This window comes from Collinsella aerofaciens, from assembly GCF_009876115.1.
Lineage (GTDB): Bacteria > Actinomycetota > Coriobacteriia > Coriobacteriales > Coriobacteriaceae > Collinsella > Collinsella aerofaciens_N.
Map to the genome: position 1 here is coordinate 42085 of NZ_WWSY01000006.1, position 17569 is coordinate 59653.

General features: G+C 61.0%; 13 protein-coding genes. 7 read left to right on the forward strand and 6 right to left on the reverse strand.

The features are described from left to right. Positions 1-167 precede the first annotated feature (167 nt). The 3 genes from GT571_RS04745 to GT571_RS04755 all read right to left on the reverse strand — a co-directional run bounded on the left by GT571_RS04745 (position 168) and on the right by GT571_RS04755 (position 2956). A complete protein-coding gene (locus GT571_RS04745; RefSeq protein WP_161155836.1) occupies positions 168-1529 on the reverse strand; it encodes an ATP-binding protein in 1362 nt (453 codons plus the stop codon). 280 nt (positions 1530-1809) lie between these two features. Then, positions 1810-2139, reverse strand: a complete 330-nt coding sequence (locus tag GT571_RS04750; RefSeq protein WP_192934641.1) for a TIGR04076 family protein — start codon at positions 2137-2139, stop codon at positions 1810-1812. Then, positions 2132-2956, reverse strand: coding sequence for a PfkB family carbohydrate kinase (locus GT571_RS04755; RefSeq protein ID WP_161155838.1), 825 nt, complete (start codon positions 2954-2956; stop codon positions 2132-2134). The genes GT571_RS04750 and GT571_RS04755 overlap by 8 nt, the downstream gene beginning before the upstream one ends. Before the next feature lie 326 nt (positions 2957-3282). Here GT571_RS04755 and GT571_RS04760 point away from each other — a divergent pair, with 326 nt between their 5' ends. The 3 genes from GT571_RS04760 to GT571_RS04770 are packed head-to-tail and all read left to right on the forward strand — an operon-like array spanning position 3283 to position 7505. Next, positions 3283-3786, forward strand: a complete 504-nt coding sequence (locus GT571_RS04760) for a MarR family winged helix-turn-helix transcriptional regulator (protein WP_117800283.1) — start codon at positions 3283-3285, stop codon at positions 3784-3786. Beyond that, positions 3779-5593, forward strand: a complete 1815-nt coding sequence (locus tag GT571_RS04765) for an ABC transporter ATP-binding protein (RefSeq protein WP_161155840.1) — start codon at positions 3779-3781, stop codon at positions 5591-5593. The genes GT571_RS04760 and GT571_RS04765 overlap by 8 nt, the downstream gene beginning before the upstream one ends. Beyond that, the gene (locus GT571_RS04770) at positions 5586-7505 is read left to right on the forward strand and encodes an ABC transporter ATP-binding protein (protein WP_161155842.1); all 1920 of its coding nucleotides are present in this window, start codon (positions 5586-5588) and stop codon (positions 7503-7505) included. The genes GT571_RS04765 and GT571_RS04770 overlap by 8 nt, the downstream gene beginning before the upstream one ends. A gap of 207 nt (positions 7506-7712) precedes the next feature. Here the strand turns inward: GT571_RS04770 and GT571_RS04775 are convergent, their stop codons facing one another. Next, complete coding sequence (locus GT571_RS04775) at positions 7713-8591, reverse strand: LysR family transcriptional regulator (RefSeq protein ID WP_338400648.1); 879 nt, start codon at positions 8589-8591, stop codon at positions 7713-7715. Between the two features lie 233 nt (positions 8592-8824). Between GT571_RS04775 and GT571_RS04780 the strand changes: the two genes are divergently transcribed. The 4 genes from GT571_RS04780 (at position 8825) to GT571_RS04795 (ending at position 14726) form a co-directional block, all read left to right on the forward strand. Beyond that, positions 8825-9706: an SDR family NAD(P)-dependent oxidoreductase gene (locus GT571_RS04780; protein ID WP_117564356.1), complete on the forward strand. Its 882-nt coding sequence runs from the start codon at positions 8825-8827 to the stop codon at positions 9704-9706. Positions 9707-9790: 84 nt separating this feature from the next. Beyond that, complete coding sequence (locus tag GT571_RS04785; RefSeq protein ID WP_118237592.1) at positions 9791-11047, forward strand: MFS transporter; 1257 nt, start codon at positions 9791-9793, stop codon at positions 11045-11047. A 68-nt stretch (positions 11048-11115) separates the two neighbouring features. After that, positions 11116-12156 carry a Gfo/Idh/MocA family protein gene (locus tag GT571_RS04790; protein ID WP_161155847.1) on the forward strand — a complete coding sequence of 347 codons (1041 nt, stop codon included), beginning with the start codon at positions 11116-11118 and terminating at the stop codon, positions 12154-12156. A gap of 422 nt (positions 12157-12578) precedes the next feature. Continuing rightward, on the forward strand, positions 12579-14726 hold the full coding sequence (locus tag GT571_RS04795; protein ID WP_161155849.1) for a Tex family protein: 2148 nt from the start codon (positions 12579-12581) through the stop codon (positions 14724-14726). 380 nt (positions 14727-15106) lie between these two features. Here GT571_RS04795 and GT571_RS04800 read toward each other — a convergent pair whose 3' ends face one another. Beyond that, complete coding sequence (locus GT571_RS04800) at positions 15107-15811, reverse strand: transaldolase (RefSeq protein ID WP_192934642.1); 705 nt, start codon at positions 15809-15811, stop codon at positions 15107-15109. Positions 15812-16134: 323 nt separating this feature from the next. Then, a complete protein-coding gene (locus GT571_RS04805; RefSeq protein WP_117635569.1) occupies positions 16135-17526 on the reverse strand; it encodes a PTS ascorbate transporter subunit IIC in 1392 nt (463 codons plus the stop codon). Between the last annotated feature and the right edge of the window lie 43 nt (positions 17527-17569).

The following is a 17569-nucleotide window of genomic DNA, read 5'->3' on the forward strand; positions in this document are numbered from 1 at the left end:
CGGAGGCACGAACCTCGCGAGCCGCGTCATCGGCATACAGATCGAGCGTGGATTTTCTCCCACTTTGAGCATTCAAGTGCGCTCTAGACGGGAGAAAATCCACGCTCATTATCTCGGATAGCGGATGCGACAAAGGCACTATCCCTTTGTCGCGTCGGGGACTGTCCCTAGACCGGCTTGACCTCCAGCTTTATCCCCTCGGCACAGGAGTCACCCAAAACATCCGAAAGGGCCCAGGTCGCATATAGCGGCAAATAAAGAACAGCTCCGCTGCGTTCAACGTTGCCTCTCGAGAAAACAATCCCGAGCCTTACACCATATTCGGCCGTATCAAGCACATGGCCGAGTGCGGCGTGCGCATGGTAATAGGAGCCCGATTTAACCTCGATCGGAACAGCTGTTCCATCCGGTCCGTCAACCACAAAGTCCACTTCACCGCGCTTTTTTGTCTGATAGTAGTAAAGCTGGCGATTTTGGGCAGCCAGCTGCTGAGCCACCACGTTTTCGTACACGCCGCCGAGGTTGGGCTCCTTGCTGTCGAGGTACGCCGCCTGGGCGACCCCGATGGGATAACGGGCCATCAGCATCCCGGTATCGGACTGATACAGCTTGAACTGCGACGGCCGCGCCGTCTTAAGCAGCGGGGACTTGGGCTCGGTCACGATGTCGGTCTTGAGAGCGACGCCGGCATCGACAAGCCAGACAAAATCTCGCTGGTATTTCTCGTAATGAGCCTTGGGATCTATGGAGTTGAGCACGAAACGCTTGTTCTCGCCCTCCAGCATGACGGGCAGTTGGTCGAAAATGCTCTGCACCTGGAGCGCGCGTCCGTTCGCGTATTTTGAGATATCCCGACGGTATTGCCCGTTCAACTCAGACTGGAGCTGGCGGACGGACGCCAAATCACCCTGCGTGTCGAGGAATCGCTGCACGACTTCCGGCATACCGCCGACAACGATATAGGTCCTGAAGTTCGCCATCATCGCTTCGTGAATATAACCAGGAACCGGCGTCTCGTTGCGGCACGCATTGCGAATCGAGCTTCGCGCCTCTTCGCTCACCCCAATCGCCCAGCTGAACTCCTCAAAATCCAGCGGGAACATCCTGAGCTCATGGACGTACCCCACGGGATAAGACCTGACGCCCTTGAATTGGGTCCCAAGCATGGACCCCGAGAATGCCCAGCGACAACGGCCGTCCTCGACAAGGAACTTGGCCATCGTCATGATGTCCGGCGCCTCCTGCACCTCATCGATAAATACAAGAGTTTTGCCCGGCGCTATCGACTTGCCCGTGAGAAGCGTCACCCTGCTGATGAAGTCATCAGCATCCCTCGCCCCGAGAAGGGCGTCTTTTGCCTGGCGGTTTTCCGCGAGATTGAGCTCGATATAGGTTGCGTAGTTTGACTTACCGAACTCGCGAATCGAGTAGCTCTTACCGATTTGGCGAGAACCCGTGACGAACAACGCCTTTCGTTCAATGGATCTCTGCCAACAATCAAGCTCATCAGCGATTTTCCTGCGCAACATAAGCTCTCCCATCGCCTCGATAAATGAAATGCAGATATTTATATCGACTATTATCGATGAAATGCAGAGATTTTTAGTATCGAAATCGGATGAAATGCAGAAATTTGAGCTTACTCGCGCACAGAACAACGACGCGTGCGCCTAAGCATGGGCATAAGTGAGGTCGGGATTCTCGCATACAAATCGAGCGAGGACTATCTCCCACTTTGAGTGCGAAATTGCGCCCAAAACGGGAGATAATCCACGCTCGATATTTCGACGGGAGAAAATCCTCGCTCGGTTACTCGTCGACGATCTCGGCGAGCCAGACGTTCAACGTATCGACCTCGGGACAGCAGAACTTTGCCGTACCAGGCTCGTTGCCGGGCACGGTTCCGCCATAGCGCAGGATATCGATATAGGGAAAGCCCACATGGCAGGCCATGGCGCACATCTTGCCGCGGTCTCGGTCGAAGTCAAAGACGTCGCCTGGCTTGTGACCATGGTGGCAGCGGCACGCACCCAGCTGGTCCACGCAGCTCACGCGGATACGCGGACGCTTGCCACGCGGCGCGCCGAGCGGCTTGTTCTCGCCCGCAGGCTTGACGCCGCCCTCGCCAGCGTTACTCATGGTCGATCACGTCCAGGCAGGCCTCGATGGGCAGGCCGGCCGACTTGTCCTCTTGGTCGGCATTGCGCTCGATAAGCTCAGCCACCACACGCATGGCATCGGACGTCGCGCGCTGCAGACTCCAACCTGCCATAACGCGGCCGACGAGCACCGCCGAGAACGTGTCGCCCGTGCCCGGGAAATAGACCGGAATGAGCTCAAAGGGAATCGTGAAGTACTCCCCCGCTACATGGTCGTAACCGATAACCGCGTTCGTGCCATTGACCACGGCGCTCGTAATGACCACCGACTTGGCACCCAACTCGCGCACGGCGTCCACAAGGGCGCGGGCCTCATCGGGCGTGATCTGCTCTGCAATAGGCGTATCGGCGAGCAGACAGGCCTCGGTGTAGTTGGGCACCGCGTAGTCTGCGCACTCCAGCAGGTGCCGCATGAGGCCAATCGTGGACTCGGGCACGCCGGCATAGAGCTTGCCGTTGTCACCCATGATGGGATCGACGAACACCTTGGTGCCCTTTTGCGCACGGCGGTGGCAAAAGTCCGAGATGATGCGCGTCTCTTCCTCGGTCACGATAAAGCCGGTCGAGATGGCGTCGAACTCAAAGCCGAGCTCCTCCCAGATAGCGAGGCTTTGACGCACGTACTCGGTGGTGTCGTGGATGTAGAACTTGGGGTAGTTGAGCGTGTCAGAAACGAGCGCTGTCGGCAGGTTATGGATACGGTAGCCCATGTGCGACAGCACCGGCAGCATGGCGGAAAGCGCGACCTTGCCGTAACCGCACATATCGTTAACCAGCAGCAGCTGAGTATTCTTCATGAGGGTCTCCCTTGTTTCGGGTGCGGCGCGGCAGCGCCACAGTGCGACTAAGTGTAGCGCAGGGGACGTTGTGAACGGGCGCTGGCACCGCAGAGGACGAATTGTTGCGGAAAGGTTACGGGAAGGAGAAAGTTAGTCGTTGGGGACGTTCTTAAATGACTAGTCGACACAAGGAGTGTCCCCAAATGCCGGCACATAAGGAACGTCCCTAAGTGCCGCTCGAACATAATAAGTTTGGTACCTTGACATTTATTTACCGTGCTCCTAAATTGGTTAGGCACAAAACAATTCAACTACCTAACTAAAGAAAGGAGCGAAGCTTAGATATGTGTGTTGAACCACTCGTCCTTCCGCATGAGCCCGGCGGTGACCCGTCGCAACCGGTAGACATACCCGAAGCGGTCAGCGCCGAAGACAAACTCGCCAAGCGCATCCTGAGCGGCCTGGGCTTTTGCGGCCATTACATGCATTTTCATGGCGGAGGCGTGTCCGGCAAGGCGCCCATCATCTGCCTGCTGGCCAAGCAACCCGGCGGCGAGATGTCGCAGCAGGAGCTCGGCATGCACTTCGACCTCAAGCCGGGATCGCTTTCCGAGATCCTGTCCAAGCTCGAGCTCAACGGCCTCATCGAGCGCAGCCGTAACCCCAAGGATCGACGGCAGCTCACCATTCGCCTGACCGAAACCGGCCGGGAAAACGCCCGCATCGACCAGGCGGCCCGCATTCGCTTTAGAGAGCAAGCCTTTAGTGCCCTCACCCACGACGAGCGCGAGCAGCTCGCCGAAATGCTCGAGAAAATCCGTGTAACCTGGGAGGAACTGGATGATTAAAACCCTCATGGGCAGCATCCGCGACTATATGAAAGTCACCGTTGCCACGCCGTTGCTCGTGCTTGGCGAGGTGCTCTGCGAGATGCTGATTCCATTTATCACCGCCAACCTGATCGACGCCATCAAAGACGGCGCCACCGTAGCCGAGATGCTTCCCACCGCGGGCCTTTTGGTGCTCATCGCGCTGACATCGCTTGCTTTTGGCGCCGCGGCAGGCGTCACCTGCAGCCATGCGAGTTGCGGCTTCGCCAAGAACCTGCGTCACGACCTGTTCTACAAAATCCAGACGTTCAGCTTTGCCAACATCGATGAGTTCTCGAGCTCCTCGCTCGTCACGCGCCTGACCACCGACATCAACAACGTGCAGCAGGCCTTTATGATGATCATCCGTATCGCCGTGCGCGCGCCGCTGGTATTGATCTTCGCCTTTACCATGGCATTTATCATGGGCGGCAGCGTTGCCATGGTCTACCTGGTCATCATCCCGCTGCTGGGCTTTGGGCTGTTCTTTATCATCTTTAAGGTGCGCCCCATCTTCTCGCGCGTGTTCCACAAGTACGATGCCCTTAACGAGTCCGTTGAGGAAAACGTCACCGGCATGCGCGTGGTTAAGAGCTACGTACGCGAAGACTTTGAGAAGGAGAAGTTCGCGACCGCCGCGCGCGACGTCCAGATGGACTTCACCCGCGCCGAGAAGCTGCTCGCCTTTAACAACCCCATGATGAACATCTGCGTCAACGGCGCGTTTGTCGTCATCATCTACCTGGGCTCCAAGCTCATCATCACGAGCCAGGGTACGCTGTTCGACGTGGGCCAGCTCTCCTCGACCTTTACCTATGGTTTCCAGATTCTCATGAGCCTGATGCAGCTGTCGATGATCTTTGTCATGGTGACCATGGCCGACGAATCGGCACACCGCATTGCCGAGGTGCTGGCCGCCGAGCCCACGATCGCCAATCCCGCCGAGCCCGTGCTCGAGGTTGCCGACGGTTCCATCGACTTTGACCACGTCAGCTTTAAGTATTCCGCGCATGCGAAACGCCAGGCGCTCGACGATATCGACCTGCACATTACGAGCGGCGAGACCATCGGCATCATCGGCGGCACGGGTTCTGCCAAGTCCACGCTCGTCAACCTCATTGCCCGCCTGTACGACACCACCGAAGGCGCTGTGCGCGTGGGCGGCGTGGACGTGCGCGACTACGACCTGGACGCGCTGCGTCACCAGGTCGCCATGGTGCTGCAGAAAAACGTGCTGTTTAGCGGCACCATCGCCGAGAACCTGCGTTGGGGCGACCCGAACGCCACCGACGAGGAAGTCCGCGAGGCAGCGCATCTGGCCTGCGCCGACGAGTTTGTCGACGGTTTCCCCAAGGGCTACGACACCTGGATCGAACAGGGCGGCTCTAATGTTTCGGGCGGTCAGAAGCAGCGCCTGTGCATTGCACGCGCCCTGCTGCGTCGCCCCAAGATCTTGATCCTGGACGACTCCACCAGCGCCGTCGACACCAAGACCGACGCCAAGATCCGCGCAGGGCTGGCAAGCTATCTGCCCAACACGACCAAGCTCATCATCGCCCAGCGCATCAGCTCCGTGCAGGACGCAGACCGCATCATCGTCATGGAGGGCGGCCGTATCGCGCAGATCGGCAACCATGACGAGCTACTCAAGACGAGCGAGATCTACCGCGAGACCTTTACCTCGCAAAACAAGATGTCTGCCGAGGGCGAAGGGGCCGTCGAGGCCGACACCGAGGCATCCGCAACGCAAGCTCAGACCCAGGAAGGAGGCGAGGCACATGAGTAAGGCAACGACCGCCGAGCGCGCGCTCAACCGCAAGGGCGGCACCATGTCGCGCCTCATCAAGACGCTCTTTGGCTTCTATCCCGTGCTTTTGCCCCTTGTCGTCGCCGGCGTGGTGCTCTGCGCCATCATCAACTCCATCGGCGCGACCTTCCTGCAGAGCGCCCTGCAAATTATTAGCGAATCGTGGCAGTCGGGCGATTGGGAAGCCGCGCAGCCCAAGATTCTGCAGCTCGTGACCACCCTCGCCTGCATCTACGGCGTCGGCGTCCTGTCCTCGCTCTTCTGGAACCGCGCCATGGCTATCGTCACGCAGGGCTCGCTCGAGAAGCTGCGCGAGATGATGTTCAACCGCATGCAGGACCTGCCGATCCGCTACTTCGACACGCACCAGCGCGGCGATATCATGAGCCACTACACCAACGACATCGACACGCTGCGTCAGATGATCAGCCAGTCGCTGCCCAACCTGCTCATGACGATCATCATCATCGTCACGGTGTTCTTTATCATGCTGTACTACAGCGTGTGGATGTGCCTGGTCATCATCGCCGGCGTCGCCTTTATGACCTTTATGACCAAGCTGCTCGGCTCCAACTCCGCGCGCTTCTTCATTGCGCAGCAGACCGAGCTCGGCGTGGTCGAGGGCCATATCGAGGAAGTCATGAACGGTCAGAAGGTCGTCAAGGCGTTCTGCCACGAGTCTGCCGCCGAGGCCGATTTTGACGAGCGCAACGAAAAGCTCTTCGAGGTCTCCCAGAAGGCCAACATGTACGCCAACATCCTCATGCCCATCCTTATGAACCTGGGCAACCTGCTCTACGTGCTGGTGGCCCTTGCCGGCGGCATTTTCCTGGCGCTGGGCGTGCCCAACCTGAGCATCTCGGGCATGGCGCTGTCCATCGCCGTCGTGGTGCCGTTCCTCAACATGACCAAGCAGTTCTGCGGACAGATCGGCCAGATCTCGCAGCAGATCAACGCCGTGGTCATGGGCCTCGCCGGCGCCGACCGCATCTTTGAGCTCATCGACGAGAAGCCCGAGGCCGACGAAGGCTACGTGACGCTCGTCAACGCGCAGGTGAACCCCGAGACTTGGGAGTTCGAGGAGGCCGACCACCACACCGGCATGTGGGCATGGAAACACCCGCACCGCGCAACCGGCGAGATCGAGTACGTACCGCTGCGCGGCGACCTGGTCATGGACAACGTCGACTTTGGCTACACGCCCGACCACGAGGTACTGCACGGCGTGTCCGTGTTTGCCAAGCCGGGCCAGAAAGTCGCGTTTGTCGGCGCCACCGGTGCCGGTAAGACGACCATCACCAACCTCATCAACCGTTTCTATGACATCGCCGACGGCAAGATCCGCTACGACGGCATCAACGTCAACAAGATCCGCAAGGCCGATCTGCGCCGCTCGCTGGGCGTGGTGCTGCAGGACGTGAACCTGTTCACCGGCAGCGTGATGGATAACATCCGCTACGGCAACCTGGATGCCACCGACGAGGAGTGCATCGCAGCGGCAAAGCTCGCCGGAGCAGACGACTTTATCACCCGCCTGCCTGACGGCTACGACACGATGCTCACCGGCAACGGCGCCCAGCTGTCGCAGGGCCAGCGCCAGCTGATTTCGATCGCACGCGCCGCCGTCGCCGATCCGCCGGCAATGATTCTGGACGAGGCCACGAGCTCCATCGACACCCGCACCGAGGCCATCGTACAGGCGGGCATGGACAAGCTCATGGAGGGCCGCACGACGTTTGTCATCGCACACCGCCTGTCCACCGTGCGCAACTCTGACGCGATCATCTGTCTGGACCACGGCCGCATCATCGAGCGCGGCAACCACGACGAACTGATCGCCAAGCGCGGGTATTACTACCAGCTCTACACCGGAGCGTTTGAGCTGGAGTAGGACCGATTACTGACGGAGGGTGCCCCGGGGACGGGCGGGGTATTTCCTCCGTGCTCAAACATTCTCGCTGCGCTGCGAAACTGCGCGCGGAGGAAATACCCCGCCCGTCCCCGGGGCACCCTCCTGTACGCGATTAGCCCGTCATTTAAAACGGAATAAAAGTTAGTGAGGCCCTGGCCGTTTGGCCAGGGCCTCGTTTTGTGTAAGCTACTTGAGGAGTTGGGCCATGGCGTTGACGAATTTTTTGACTTGGAGGGTAGGCTCGAGCGGGTAGTGCAAATAGACTGGCACCTCGCGGCCGCACAGGAACGGCACGCCTACAAAGGCCGGGTGTACGCCTGACCAAGCTCCGCAGGTGAGCACCGCGTCGCCCTTTTCCTCCGCCTCGTTAAAAAGCGCAAAGTCAAAGCTATCCACGTCGATCACGTCCACGCCGCCGTCGGCCAAAAGGTCGATGCGCAGGCTGTCCATGGCGTCGTTGCCGTGACGGAGCACGCGCAGGCGCATGCCCTCCAGGTCGGCAACTGTGATGCGCGTCTTGCGCGCAAGCGGGCTCGTGCGCGGCACGTCGATATAAAACGGCACGGTAACGATGCGGAGCTTTTGGCAGGCGTCGCCCCAGCGCGGGGTCGAAAAACTCGACTGCACCACATCCACCTCGCGCCCCAGACTGCGCATGACGGTCTCGCGCTCATCGTAAAGGTCCCCCACCGGCACAATCTCAAAACGCAAGCGCGGCTCCATGTCGTGCACCTGCGGCCACAGCGCGAGCGTGTGGCGCCCCGGGCACATCATCGATACGCCCAGGCGCACCGCACCGCCATCGCCCGCCGCTCGCCGGGCGCGGCGCAACGCATCCTCGGATTGGCGCATGATCGAGCGCGCGTCGTCCACCAACAGCGCGCCCGCCGGCGTCACCTTGACGCCCGAGTGCGACCGCTCGAACAGCGTGATGCCGAACTCGGCCTCGAAGCCCGAAACCTGCTTGACGAGTGCCGGCGTCGACACGCGCAGCTTTGCCGCCGCGCGCGAGAAACTTCCCAGCTCCGCGGCGGCCGAAATAGCGTCAAGTCGTCGATCGTACACGTCAATCTCCCGTTTTCGCACGCGCGGGCGCACAGCACCGCAGGGGGTCGTTTTCGCAGGTCACGCGCTCAATTGAGAACAAACCTCAATGCATAGTATAAACCTATGGTTAACGCCCTTCTAACAAATATGCAATTCACCTGCGCAAATGCAAAGCATACGATAACCAGCGAAAACCACGTGGGTCGATTAATGGGAGCGACCCACCGGGAGGCACAAGAAGGGAAGTTCCTATGAGCAATTGGCTTAAGCTCGAGGGCGATGTCTGCGCTGTGACTGGAGCGCTCGGCGGCATGGGCGTCGAGATTTGCCGCGAGTTCGCCCGCAATGGCGCTAACGTCGTCCTGCTCGACCTGGACGAGGAGAAGGTCAAGGCCGCTGCCGCCGACCTCGCTGCCGAGTTTGGCATCCACGCCGAGGGCTACAAGATGAACGCCACCGACGAGGCCGAGGTTCAGGCCGCCGTCGACGCCACCATCGCCAACTTCGGCCGCGTCGACGTTCTCGTCAACACCGCCGGCATTCTGCGCTTCGCAGCCATGGAGGACCTGCCGCTCTCCGACTGGAACGAGGTCATCAACGTCAACCTCACCGGCTACTTCATCACCTCGCAGCGCTTTGGTCGCGAGATGATCAAGGCCGGCCAGGGCCGCCTGGTTCACATCTCCACCGTCGCCAGTCACTCCCCCGAAACGTTCTCGGGCGTGTACAGCTCCACCAAGGCGGGCGTCAACATGATGTCCAAGATGCTGGCTGCCGAGTGGGGTCCCTACGGCGTGCGCTCCAACTGCGTCGAGCCCTGCTTCGTCAAGACCCCCATGTCGGCAAGCTTTTACGCCGATCCCGAGGTCGAGAAGAGCCGCAGCCGCCTCATCGCCACGCGTCGCATCGGCGAGGTCAGCGATATCGCCAACGCCGTCATGTTCCTGGCGTCCACGCGCTCAGACTTTACCACCGGCGACGCCATCAAGGTCGACGGCGGCTTCTCCAACATGATGGGCGACCTCACCGCCAAGCCCGGCGGCCGCCGCGCCTTTGCCGACAACTACCTCAAGAACAAGGGCGTCGAGCTCTGGTCCGATGAGTCCGGCGTCGCAAAGCCGACTGACCAGTAAACCAGCCCGGTAGAAAGGGGCGCGGGGCAAGCACCTCAGCGGCGTTTGCCCCTCCCCTCCCCCGTATCGATTAGAAAGAGTCCAATGGCTTCCACCAACTCCAACAAGGGTCGCGCCGTCGTGCTTTCCGCCGCGTGCGTCACCATGTTCTTCATCAGCTCCATCGCGCTGTATTCCGTTGTGAGCAAGAACCTGCTCGCCGTCTATCCCGAGTGGTCCAGCGCTCTTACCTGGGCTTTCCCGGTCTTCCAGACCATCATGGCCGTGACGGGCATCTTCGCCGGCCGCATCTCCGATAAGATCGGCCCGCGCAACGTCGTGATCGCTGCCGCCGTGTGCTACGGCGTGGGCTGGTTCATGTCCGGCACCGTCACCGAGCCGTGGCAGTTCTACCTGTGGTTCTCGCTCGTCGCCGCCATCGGCAACGGCCTGGGCTACAACCCCGCGCTCACCACCGGCCAAAAGTGGTTCATCGACAAAAAGGGCCTCGCCTCCGGCATCACCCTGGCCGCTTCGACCGCCGGCCCCGCCGTGCTGTCCCCGGTGCTCGCCTCGCTGCTCATCCCGAGCCTTGGCATCTTTGGCGCCCTTAAGGCACTCGGCGTCATCTTCTTTGTGACGATCGCCGCCTCCGCCCTGTTCCTGAAGGCCCCCGAGGCCGGTTGGCTGCCCGAGGGCTTCGAGGTCCCCAAGGGCGGCGCGCACGCCGGCACTTTCGGCGACCTCACCCCGGGCGAGATGGTCAAAACCCCGCGCTTCTGGGTCCTCATCGCCACCTTCGCCTTCGCCGCCACCGCGGGCACCCTGCTCGTGGGCAAGGTTGCCTCCATCGCCGCTGTCCAGCTCTTCGCCGACCCCACGAGCGCCGCGGCCGTCGCCCTCGGCGGCGTGGTCGTCTCCGTCAACACCTGCGCCAACCTGGTCGGCCGTCTGTCCTTTGGCCAGATCATCGACAAGCTCGGCGCCTACAAGTCGCTGCTCATCAGCCTTGTCGTCACCATCGTCGCGCTCGTCATCATGTCGATGAGCTTTACGCAGAGCATGTTCTTTGTGGCGCTCGCTCTGCTCGGCTTTAGCTTTGGCGCCCTGCTCGTCATCTACCCGCCGCTCACCGGTGGCGCCTTTGGCACCAGCAACATCGGCGTCAACTACGGCATCATGTTTTTGGGCTACGCCGCTTCTACCTGGATCAGCCAGCCCATCACCGCCGTGCTGTATCACGCCGAGGCCGGCAGCGCCGCCTACCAGCAGTCCTTCTACGGCGCCATCGTGATTGCCGCCATCGCCGTCGTACTCACCGTCTACATGATGGTCTCCGACAGCAAGAAGAAGTCCGCTTAGTTTTGCTTGACGCGGCAAGGGCCGTCCTCTTGCCGCATTCCACCGGTCACCAGTATTAAGGAGTCGAAATGTCTGAGCTCAACCCCGTCCGCATTGCCGTTATCGGCGCCGGTGCCATGGGCCGCAACCACATCCGCTTTGTCACCGAGGAGCCCGAAGCCGAGCTCGTCGCCATCGCCGACGCCTTTGAGGGCGCCCGCGCCACGGCCGAGGCCGCCAGCGTGCCGTTTTACACCGATCCCGCCCAGATGATGGACGAGGTCAAGCCCGAGGCCGTCATCATCGCCACCCCCAACGACCTGCATCTGGGCGTTGCCCGCGAGGCCGTGAAGCGCAACATCGTGCCGCTGGTCGAAAAGCCGATCTCCAATGACCTCGAGGATGCCCAGGCCTTTGCCGCCGAGGCCGAGACCGCCGGCGTGCCCGTGCTCGTGGGCCAGCACCGTCGTCACAACCCCTTCGTCAACAAAGCCAAAGAGATCATCGAGTCCGGCGAGCTGGGCAAGCTCACCGTGTCGAGCTTCCACTACATGATCTATAAGAACGACGAGTACTTTGACGTCGAGTGGCGCCGCAAGAAGGGTGCCGGCCCGATCCTGGTCAACCTGGTGCACGACGTCGACCTGCTCCGCTACCTGCTGGGCGAGCCCGTTGCCGTCCAGGGCATGCAGTCCAGCGCCGCGCGCGGTTTTGAGACCGAGGACTCCGCCGTGGTCAACGTCCGTTTTGCCGATGGCGCGCTTGCGAGCATGACCATCTCCGACGCCACCGCCAGCCCCTGGAACTGGGAAGCCACCGCTCGCGAGGACCCGCAGTACCGCCCCTTCGACGCCGATGCCTACTTTATTGGCGGTACCAAGGGCGCCCTGTCGCTGCCCCGCCTGCACCAGTTCTCCTACGACGGCGCCTCCAACTGGCACAAGCCGCTGCAGATGGAGATCCCGGCCGTCGACCCGGCGCTTCCCCACAAGATGCAGCTCAAGCACTTTGTGAAGGTCGTCCGCCGCGAGGTCGAGCCCGTCGTAACCCCCGCCGACAACGTCAAGACGCTCACGCTTCTCAACGCCATCAAGGAGGCCGCCGAGACCGGCCAGCTCGTCGAGCTGTAGCACCTTAGGACAGGCCGCGGCAGAAACCCCATGCCGGGCCCCTCGGTCCGCCACAAATAAGCCCCTCTTCTTTGCCCCGCGAGCAGCCTCCTGCCCGCGGGGCATTTTTGCTACCTTGCCGACAATCTTTCTGGGGCAGGGGGCTATTTTGCGCCTCAGCTTGGTTCGTTCGCCACGAAATGGGCCTATCTACTACGTTTAACCGATCGCCCTCAACCATGCCAAATTTCGCGGAATAAAAACCGCAGGTAGACGGGTTGCGCATTTTCGGAAAACCGGGGGATGGTCGACCCACACGGTTCAAACGTAGTAGATAGGCCGCTTTCGTGGTTCCGCGCCAAAACAGTCTTTTTTGGGCGATGTGACGGGTGGTATCCTTGGTAGCTCCGTGCTGCAAACGCACCTTAAACGCAAGGAGTTTCATGGATCTTATCGCCCAGCTCGCCCGCGAGCTCAACCTTAAGGCCGCCAACGTCGAGGCGGCTGTCAAGCTCATCGACGAGGGCAACACCATCCCCTTTATCTCGCGCTACCGCAAGGAGGCCACGGGCGGCATGGATGACGTCGCCCTGCGCGCCCTCGACGAGCGCCTGTCCTACCTGCGCAATCTTGAGCAGCGTAAAGAGGACGTCATCCTGCTCATCGACGCCCAGGGCAAACTCACGCCCGAGCTCGAGCAGCAGATTCACGAGGCCACGCAGCTCCAGCGTGTCGAGGACCTCTATAAGCCCTACCGCAAAAAGCGCATGACCCGTGCGCAGAAGGCCCGCGAGGCAGGCCTGGAGCCGCTCGCCAACATGATCATCATGCAGGCCTCGGCCAAGGGCAGCGCGCTCGACGCCGCCGCGGCATACGTCAACGAGGAGGCCGGCTTCGACACGCCCGAAAAGGCGCTCGCCGGCGCCGCCGACATCGTGGCCGAGACGGTGGCCGAGGACCCCGAGAACGTCGCCGACCTGCGCGCCTTTACGCAAAACACCGCCGACATCGTCGTCGAGGCCACCGACCCCGCCGAGAAGACTCCCTACGAGCCGTACTACAGCTATGATGAGCCGCTGCGCCGCATACCCAACCACCGCGTGCTGGCGATCGACCGCGGTGAGCGCGAGGGCAAGCTCCGCGTACGCGTGAACGTCGACGGCGCTGCCGCCACGACACGCCTCGGCAGCCGTTGGCCCCGACGCCAGGGCGTGTTTGCTCCCATCTTCGATGCCGCCATCGCCGATGGTTACAAGCGCCTCATGGCCCCCTCGCTGGAGCGCGAGGCCCGCGCCAAGCTCACCGTCCGCGCGCAGACCGAGGCTATCAACGTCTTTGCCAAGAACCTCGAGGGCTTGCTCTCGGCACGCCCCGTGCGCGGCGCCCGCGTGCTCGCGCTCGATCCGGGCTACCGCACCGGCTGCAAGGTCGCCGTCATGGACGAGACCGGCAAGCTGCTCGACCACAGCGTGGTCTACCCCACCAAGCCGCGCCACGACGTCGCCGGCACCAAGCGCGAGCTCGCTCGCCTCGTCAAGAAGGACGGCGTCAACACCATCGTCATCGGCAACGGCACCGCCAGCCGCGAGACCGAGGAAGTCGTCTCGGAGTTCATTGCCGAGCAGGCGCCTGGGCTACGATACACCATCGTCAACGAGGCAGGCGCGTCGGTGTACTCCGCCTCCGAGCTCGCGAGCCAGGAGTATCCCGATCTGGATGTCACCGTGCGCGGCGCCATGAGCTTGGGTCGTCGCCTGCAGGACCCGCTGGCAGAGCTCGTCAAGATTCCGCCCCAGTCCATCGGCGTGGGCCAATACCAGCATGACCTTGACCAGGCAGAGCTTTCGCGCACCCTGGGCCACGTGGTGGAGGACGTCGTCAACCGCGTGGGCGTCGATGTAAACACCGCAAGCGCGAGCCTGCTGGGCTACGTGTCGGGCATTACGCCAAGCGTGGCCAAAAACATCGTGGCCTACCGCGAGGAAAACGGCGCCTTTACCGATCGCCGCCAGCTTAAGAAGGTCCCCAAGCTGGGACCCAAGGCGTATCTCAACGCCGCGGGCTTTTTGCGCATCAGCGGCGGCAAAAACCCGCTCGACGCGACAAGCGTCCACCCCGAGAGCTATGAGGTGGCCACGTCTGTCCTGGAGCGCGCCGGCGTTAAAGCCAGCGAGCTCAACCGCGGCGGCGTGCCCGACATCGAGCGCCGCCTGGGCAGCATCTCGACGCTGGCAAGCGACCTGGACTGCGGCACCCTCACGCTCATCGACATCGTCAACGAGCTCAAGAAGCCCGGTCGCGACCCGCGCGACGACGCGCCCGAGGTAGTCTTTAGCCGCTCGGCGCTTTCCATCGACGACCTGGAGCCCGGCATGGAGCTCAAGGGCACGGTGCGCAACGTTGTGGACTTTGGCGCCTTCGTCGACGTGGGTGTGCACCAGGACGGCCTCGTACACATCTCCAAGCTGGCCAGCCGCTTTGTCAAGCACCCGAGCGACGTGGTACGCGTCGGTGACACGGTCAAGGTATGGGTCGAGAAGGTCGATCGCGACCGCAAGAAGATCTCCCTCACCATGGTGCAGGGGAAGTAAACCGCCAAGCAAGGGTCCCCCCTCTCGCGACGTGCAAAATCGCGAGTATTCTGCAAATTCCACCGTTCCGGATGCCCCTCAGAGACGAAAAAGCAAGAAACAGCCCCCGTTTTAGCGTCATCAGAGCCAAAACGGGGGCTGTTCCATGCTTCACCCAGCTGGTAAAAGCCTTTACCTTGCTGAATACTCTCAATTTTGCACGGCGCAGGCGGGGGTACCTTTGTCCACGGCAGGATATGGAAGCCTATCACCAACCTACCGGCAAGTTCGTGTCGGCAGCCCCGGCCTTTCCTTTGCCTAGCGCGACCCTCGCGAAGCGCGTGAGCGATAGGGAAAGGAAAGGCCGGGGCGAACAACCCGCGATGTAGCCAGCGTTCGCGTTACGGCAGGATATGGAAACCGAGCGAGGCGATATCCTTGGCAAAACCGCGCACGGTATCGAGCGAGACCTCGTACGGGTCACGGCCGATGTTCTTACGCTTGGCCAGGATGCTGTTGGGCACCGTGATGATCTGGCAACCGCATCCTTCCGCCTGGTAAATATTGATAAGCTCACGCGTGGACGCCCACAGGACCTCGCAGTTGGGCTTGGCGGCGGCCTTCTTGACCGACTCCGTCATAAACGGAATGGGGTCGACGCCGGTGTCGGCGATGCGGCCGGCAAAGAGCGAGATGATTGACGGCGTCTCGGCGTCAACGGCCTCGACCATCTCGTCGACCTGCGCAGGCGTAAAGATGGTGGTGACGTTGACCTTGATGCCGTCGGCCGAAAGCTTGCGGACCAGCTCGGCGGTGGACTCGCCCTTGGTAGTCACGCACGGAATCTTGACGTAGACGTTCTCGGCCCAGGTAGCGATCTCGCAGGCCTCGACCTCCATGGTCTCGACGTCGTCGGCAAAGACCTCAAACGAGACGGACACATCGGTGATGTGGGCCAGGACCTCCTTGGCAAACGCGCGGTAATCCGTCACGCCGCCCTTCTTCATAAGGGACGGGTTGGTCGTGAAACCCTGAACGTTGCCGTTCTCGTACATGTCGAGCATGCCCTCGAGGTTTGCACCGTCAGCGAACACCTTGATTGCCATCTGCCTGATTCCTTTCGCTTGCACATGGGCGATAAACTGCTAAACACTTTACCTACGTTTATCAAGGCGTGAGCTGCGGGTTTTCATCTTCTCGGCGAACGGTTTTGCAGTTTTACCATTTTTATATCGACACCCCAGCGGCAAAACGTTTTTGCTGATCATCGCGGTTGATTCCGTTCGCGGCGCAGAGACAGCGCTTCACCGGTACGTTTTCACAACCACTCCAAAACAAAAGCGGTGACGCCTCATTTGAGACGCCACCGCTTCCGTGTAGGAGCCGGTTATCGGAGCTCCGCCCGATTAGGGCTTAACGTATGCCTGGATTACTCTTCCTCAACGTGGTTAATCACAGCACCCTTGGTGTGGATGAAGTTGGGGACGAAGGCGACGATCAGAAGGACAGCAAGAATCGCGTAGACACCGGTGGTACCGAAGGCCTCGGCAGCGCGGCCAAGCGTAATACCAATGACGGAGAAATCGAAGTCGCCGAACGTAGTGTTCTTGAAGCCAAAGACGTCAAGAACGGGCAGGAGCAGGGCCGGGGCGAAGGTGATGAGCAGGCCGTTGACGAAAGCGCCAAGAGCTGCGCCCTTGCGACCGCCGGTAGCATTGCCGTAGATGCCTGCGGTAGCACCGCAGAAGAAGTGGGGAACCATGCCCGGGATGATGAAGATGCCCAGGGTAGCGCCCACGATGAACATACCGACCACGCCACCGATGAAGGATGCGACAAAGCCGAGGATGACGGCGGTGGGAGCATAGGGGAAGAAGACGGCGCAGTCGACGGCGGGGATGGCACCGGGGATCAGCTTGTTGGAGATGCCCTGGAAAGCCGGGACCAGGTCGGCAAGGATCATACGAACGCCGTTATAGACGATGGTGACACCAACGGCAAAGGACAGGGCACAGGTCAGGGCATAGACAATCACGTTGTCGCCGCCAGCGGTCTTGGTAACGACCGCAGGATCTGCGATGTAAGCGGCGAAAGCGGTAACCAGGTAGAAGAAGGCCATGGTAAGAGCCGTGGAGATGGTAGTGTCGCGCAGGAAGGCGAACTTCTCGGGAACCTCGATCTTCTCGGTGCTGTTCTCCTCGGCGTCCTTAGCAAAAAGCGTACCGACTGCAGCGGAGATGTAATAGGCGAGTGAACCGAAGTGGCCCATGGCGATTTCATCGCCATCGGTAACCTTCTCGGTGAAACGCTGACCAACGGCGGGAAGCATAGCGCTCACGAGGCCCAGGAACATGCCGCCCACGATGACAAGCTGGACATCCTGGAAGCCAGATGCCTGCAGAACGGCAGACAGCAGGCAGGCCATAAACATGCTGTGATGGCCCGTCAGGAAGATGTACTTAAACTTGGTAAAGCGGGCAATGATAATGTTCACGACATAGCCGAGAATCAGGATCATCATGGTCTGAACGCCGAGGACGCTCTGAGCCATCGAAACAACGACCTCGTTGTTGGGCACGACGCCGGTGATGTGGAAACCGGTCTCGATGAAGGTACCCAGCGGAGCAAGGTTCTCCTGAACAACAGCGGCGCCGGCGGACAGCATGATGTAACCAAGAATGGGCTTCAGGGTGCCCGTCATCACCTTGTGGGCAGGACGCTTAAGCGCGACAAGGCCCACAAAGGCAAATAGACCCATAATCCACGCTGGCTTGGTCAGAATCGATTGGATAAACTCAAGTATGGGAAGGATGGCTTGCATCTGCGCTTCCTTTCTCTCTAACGTGGGCGCGTTTCCCTCTTCC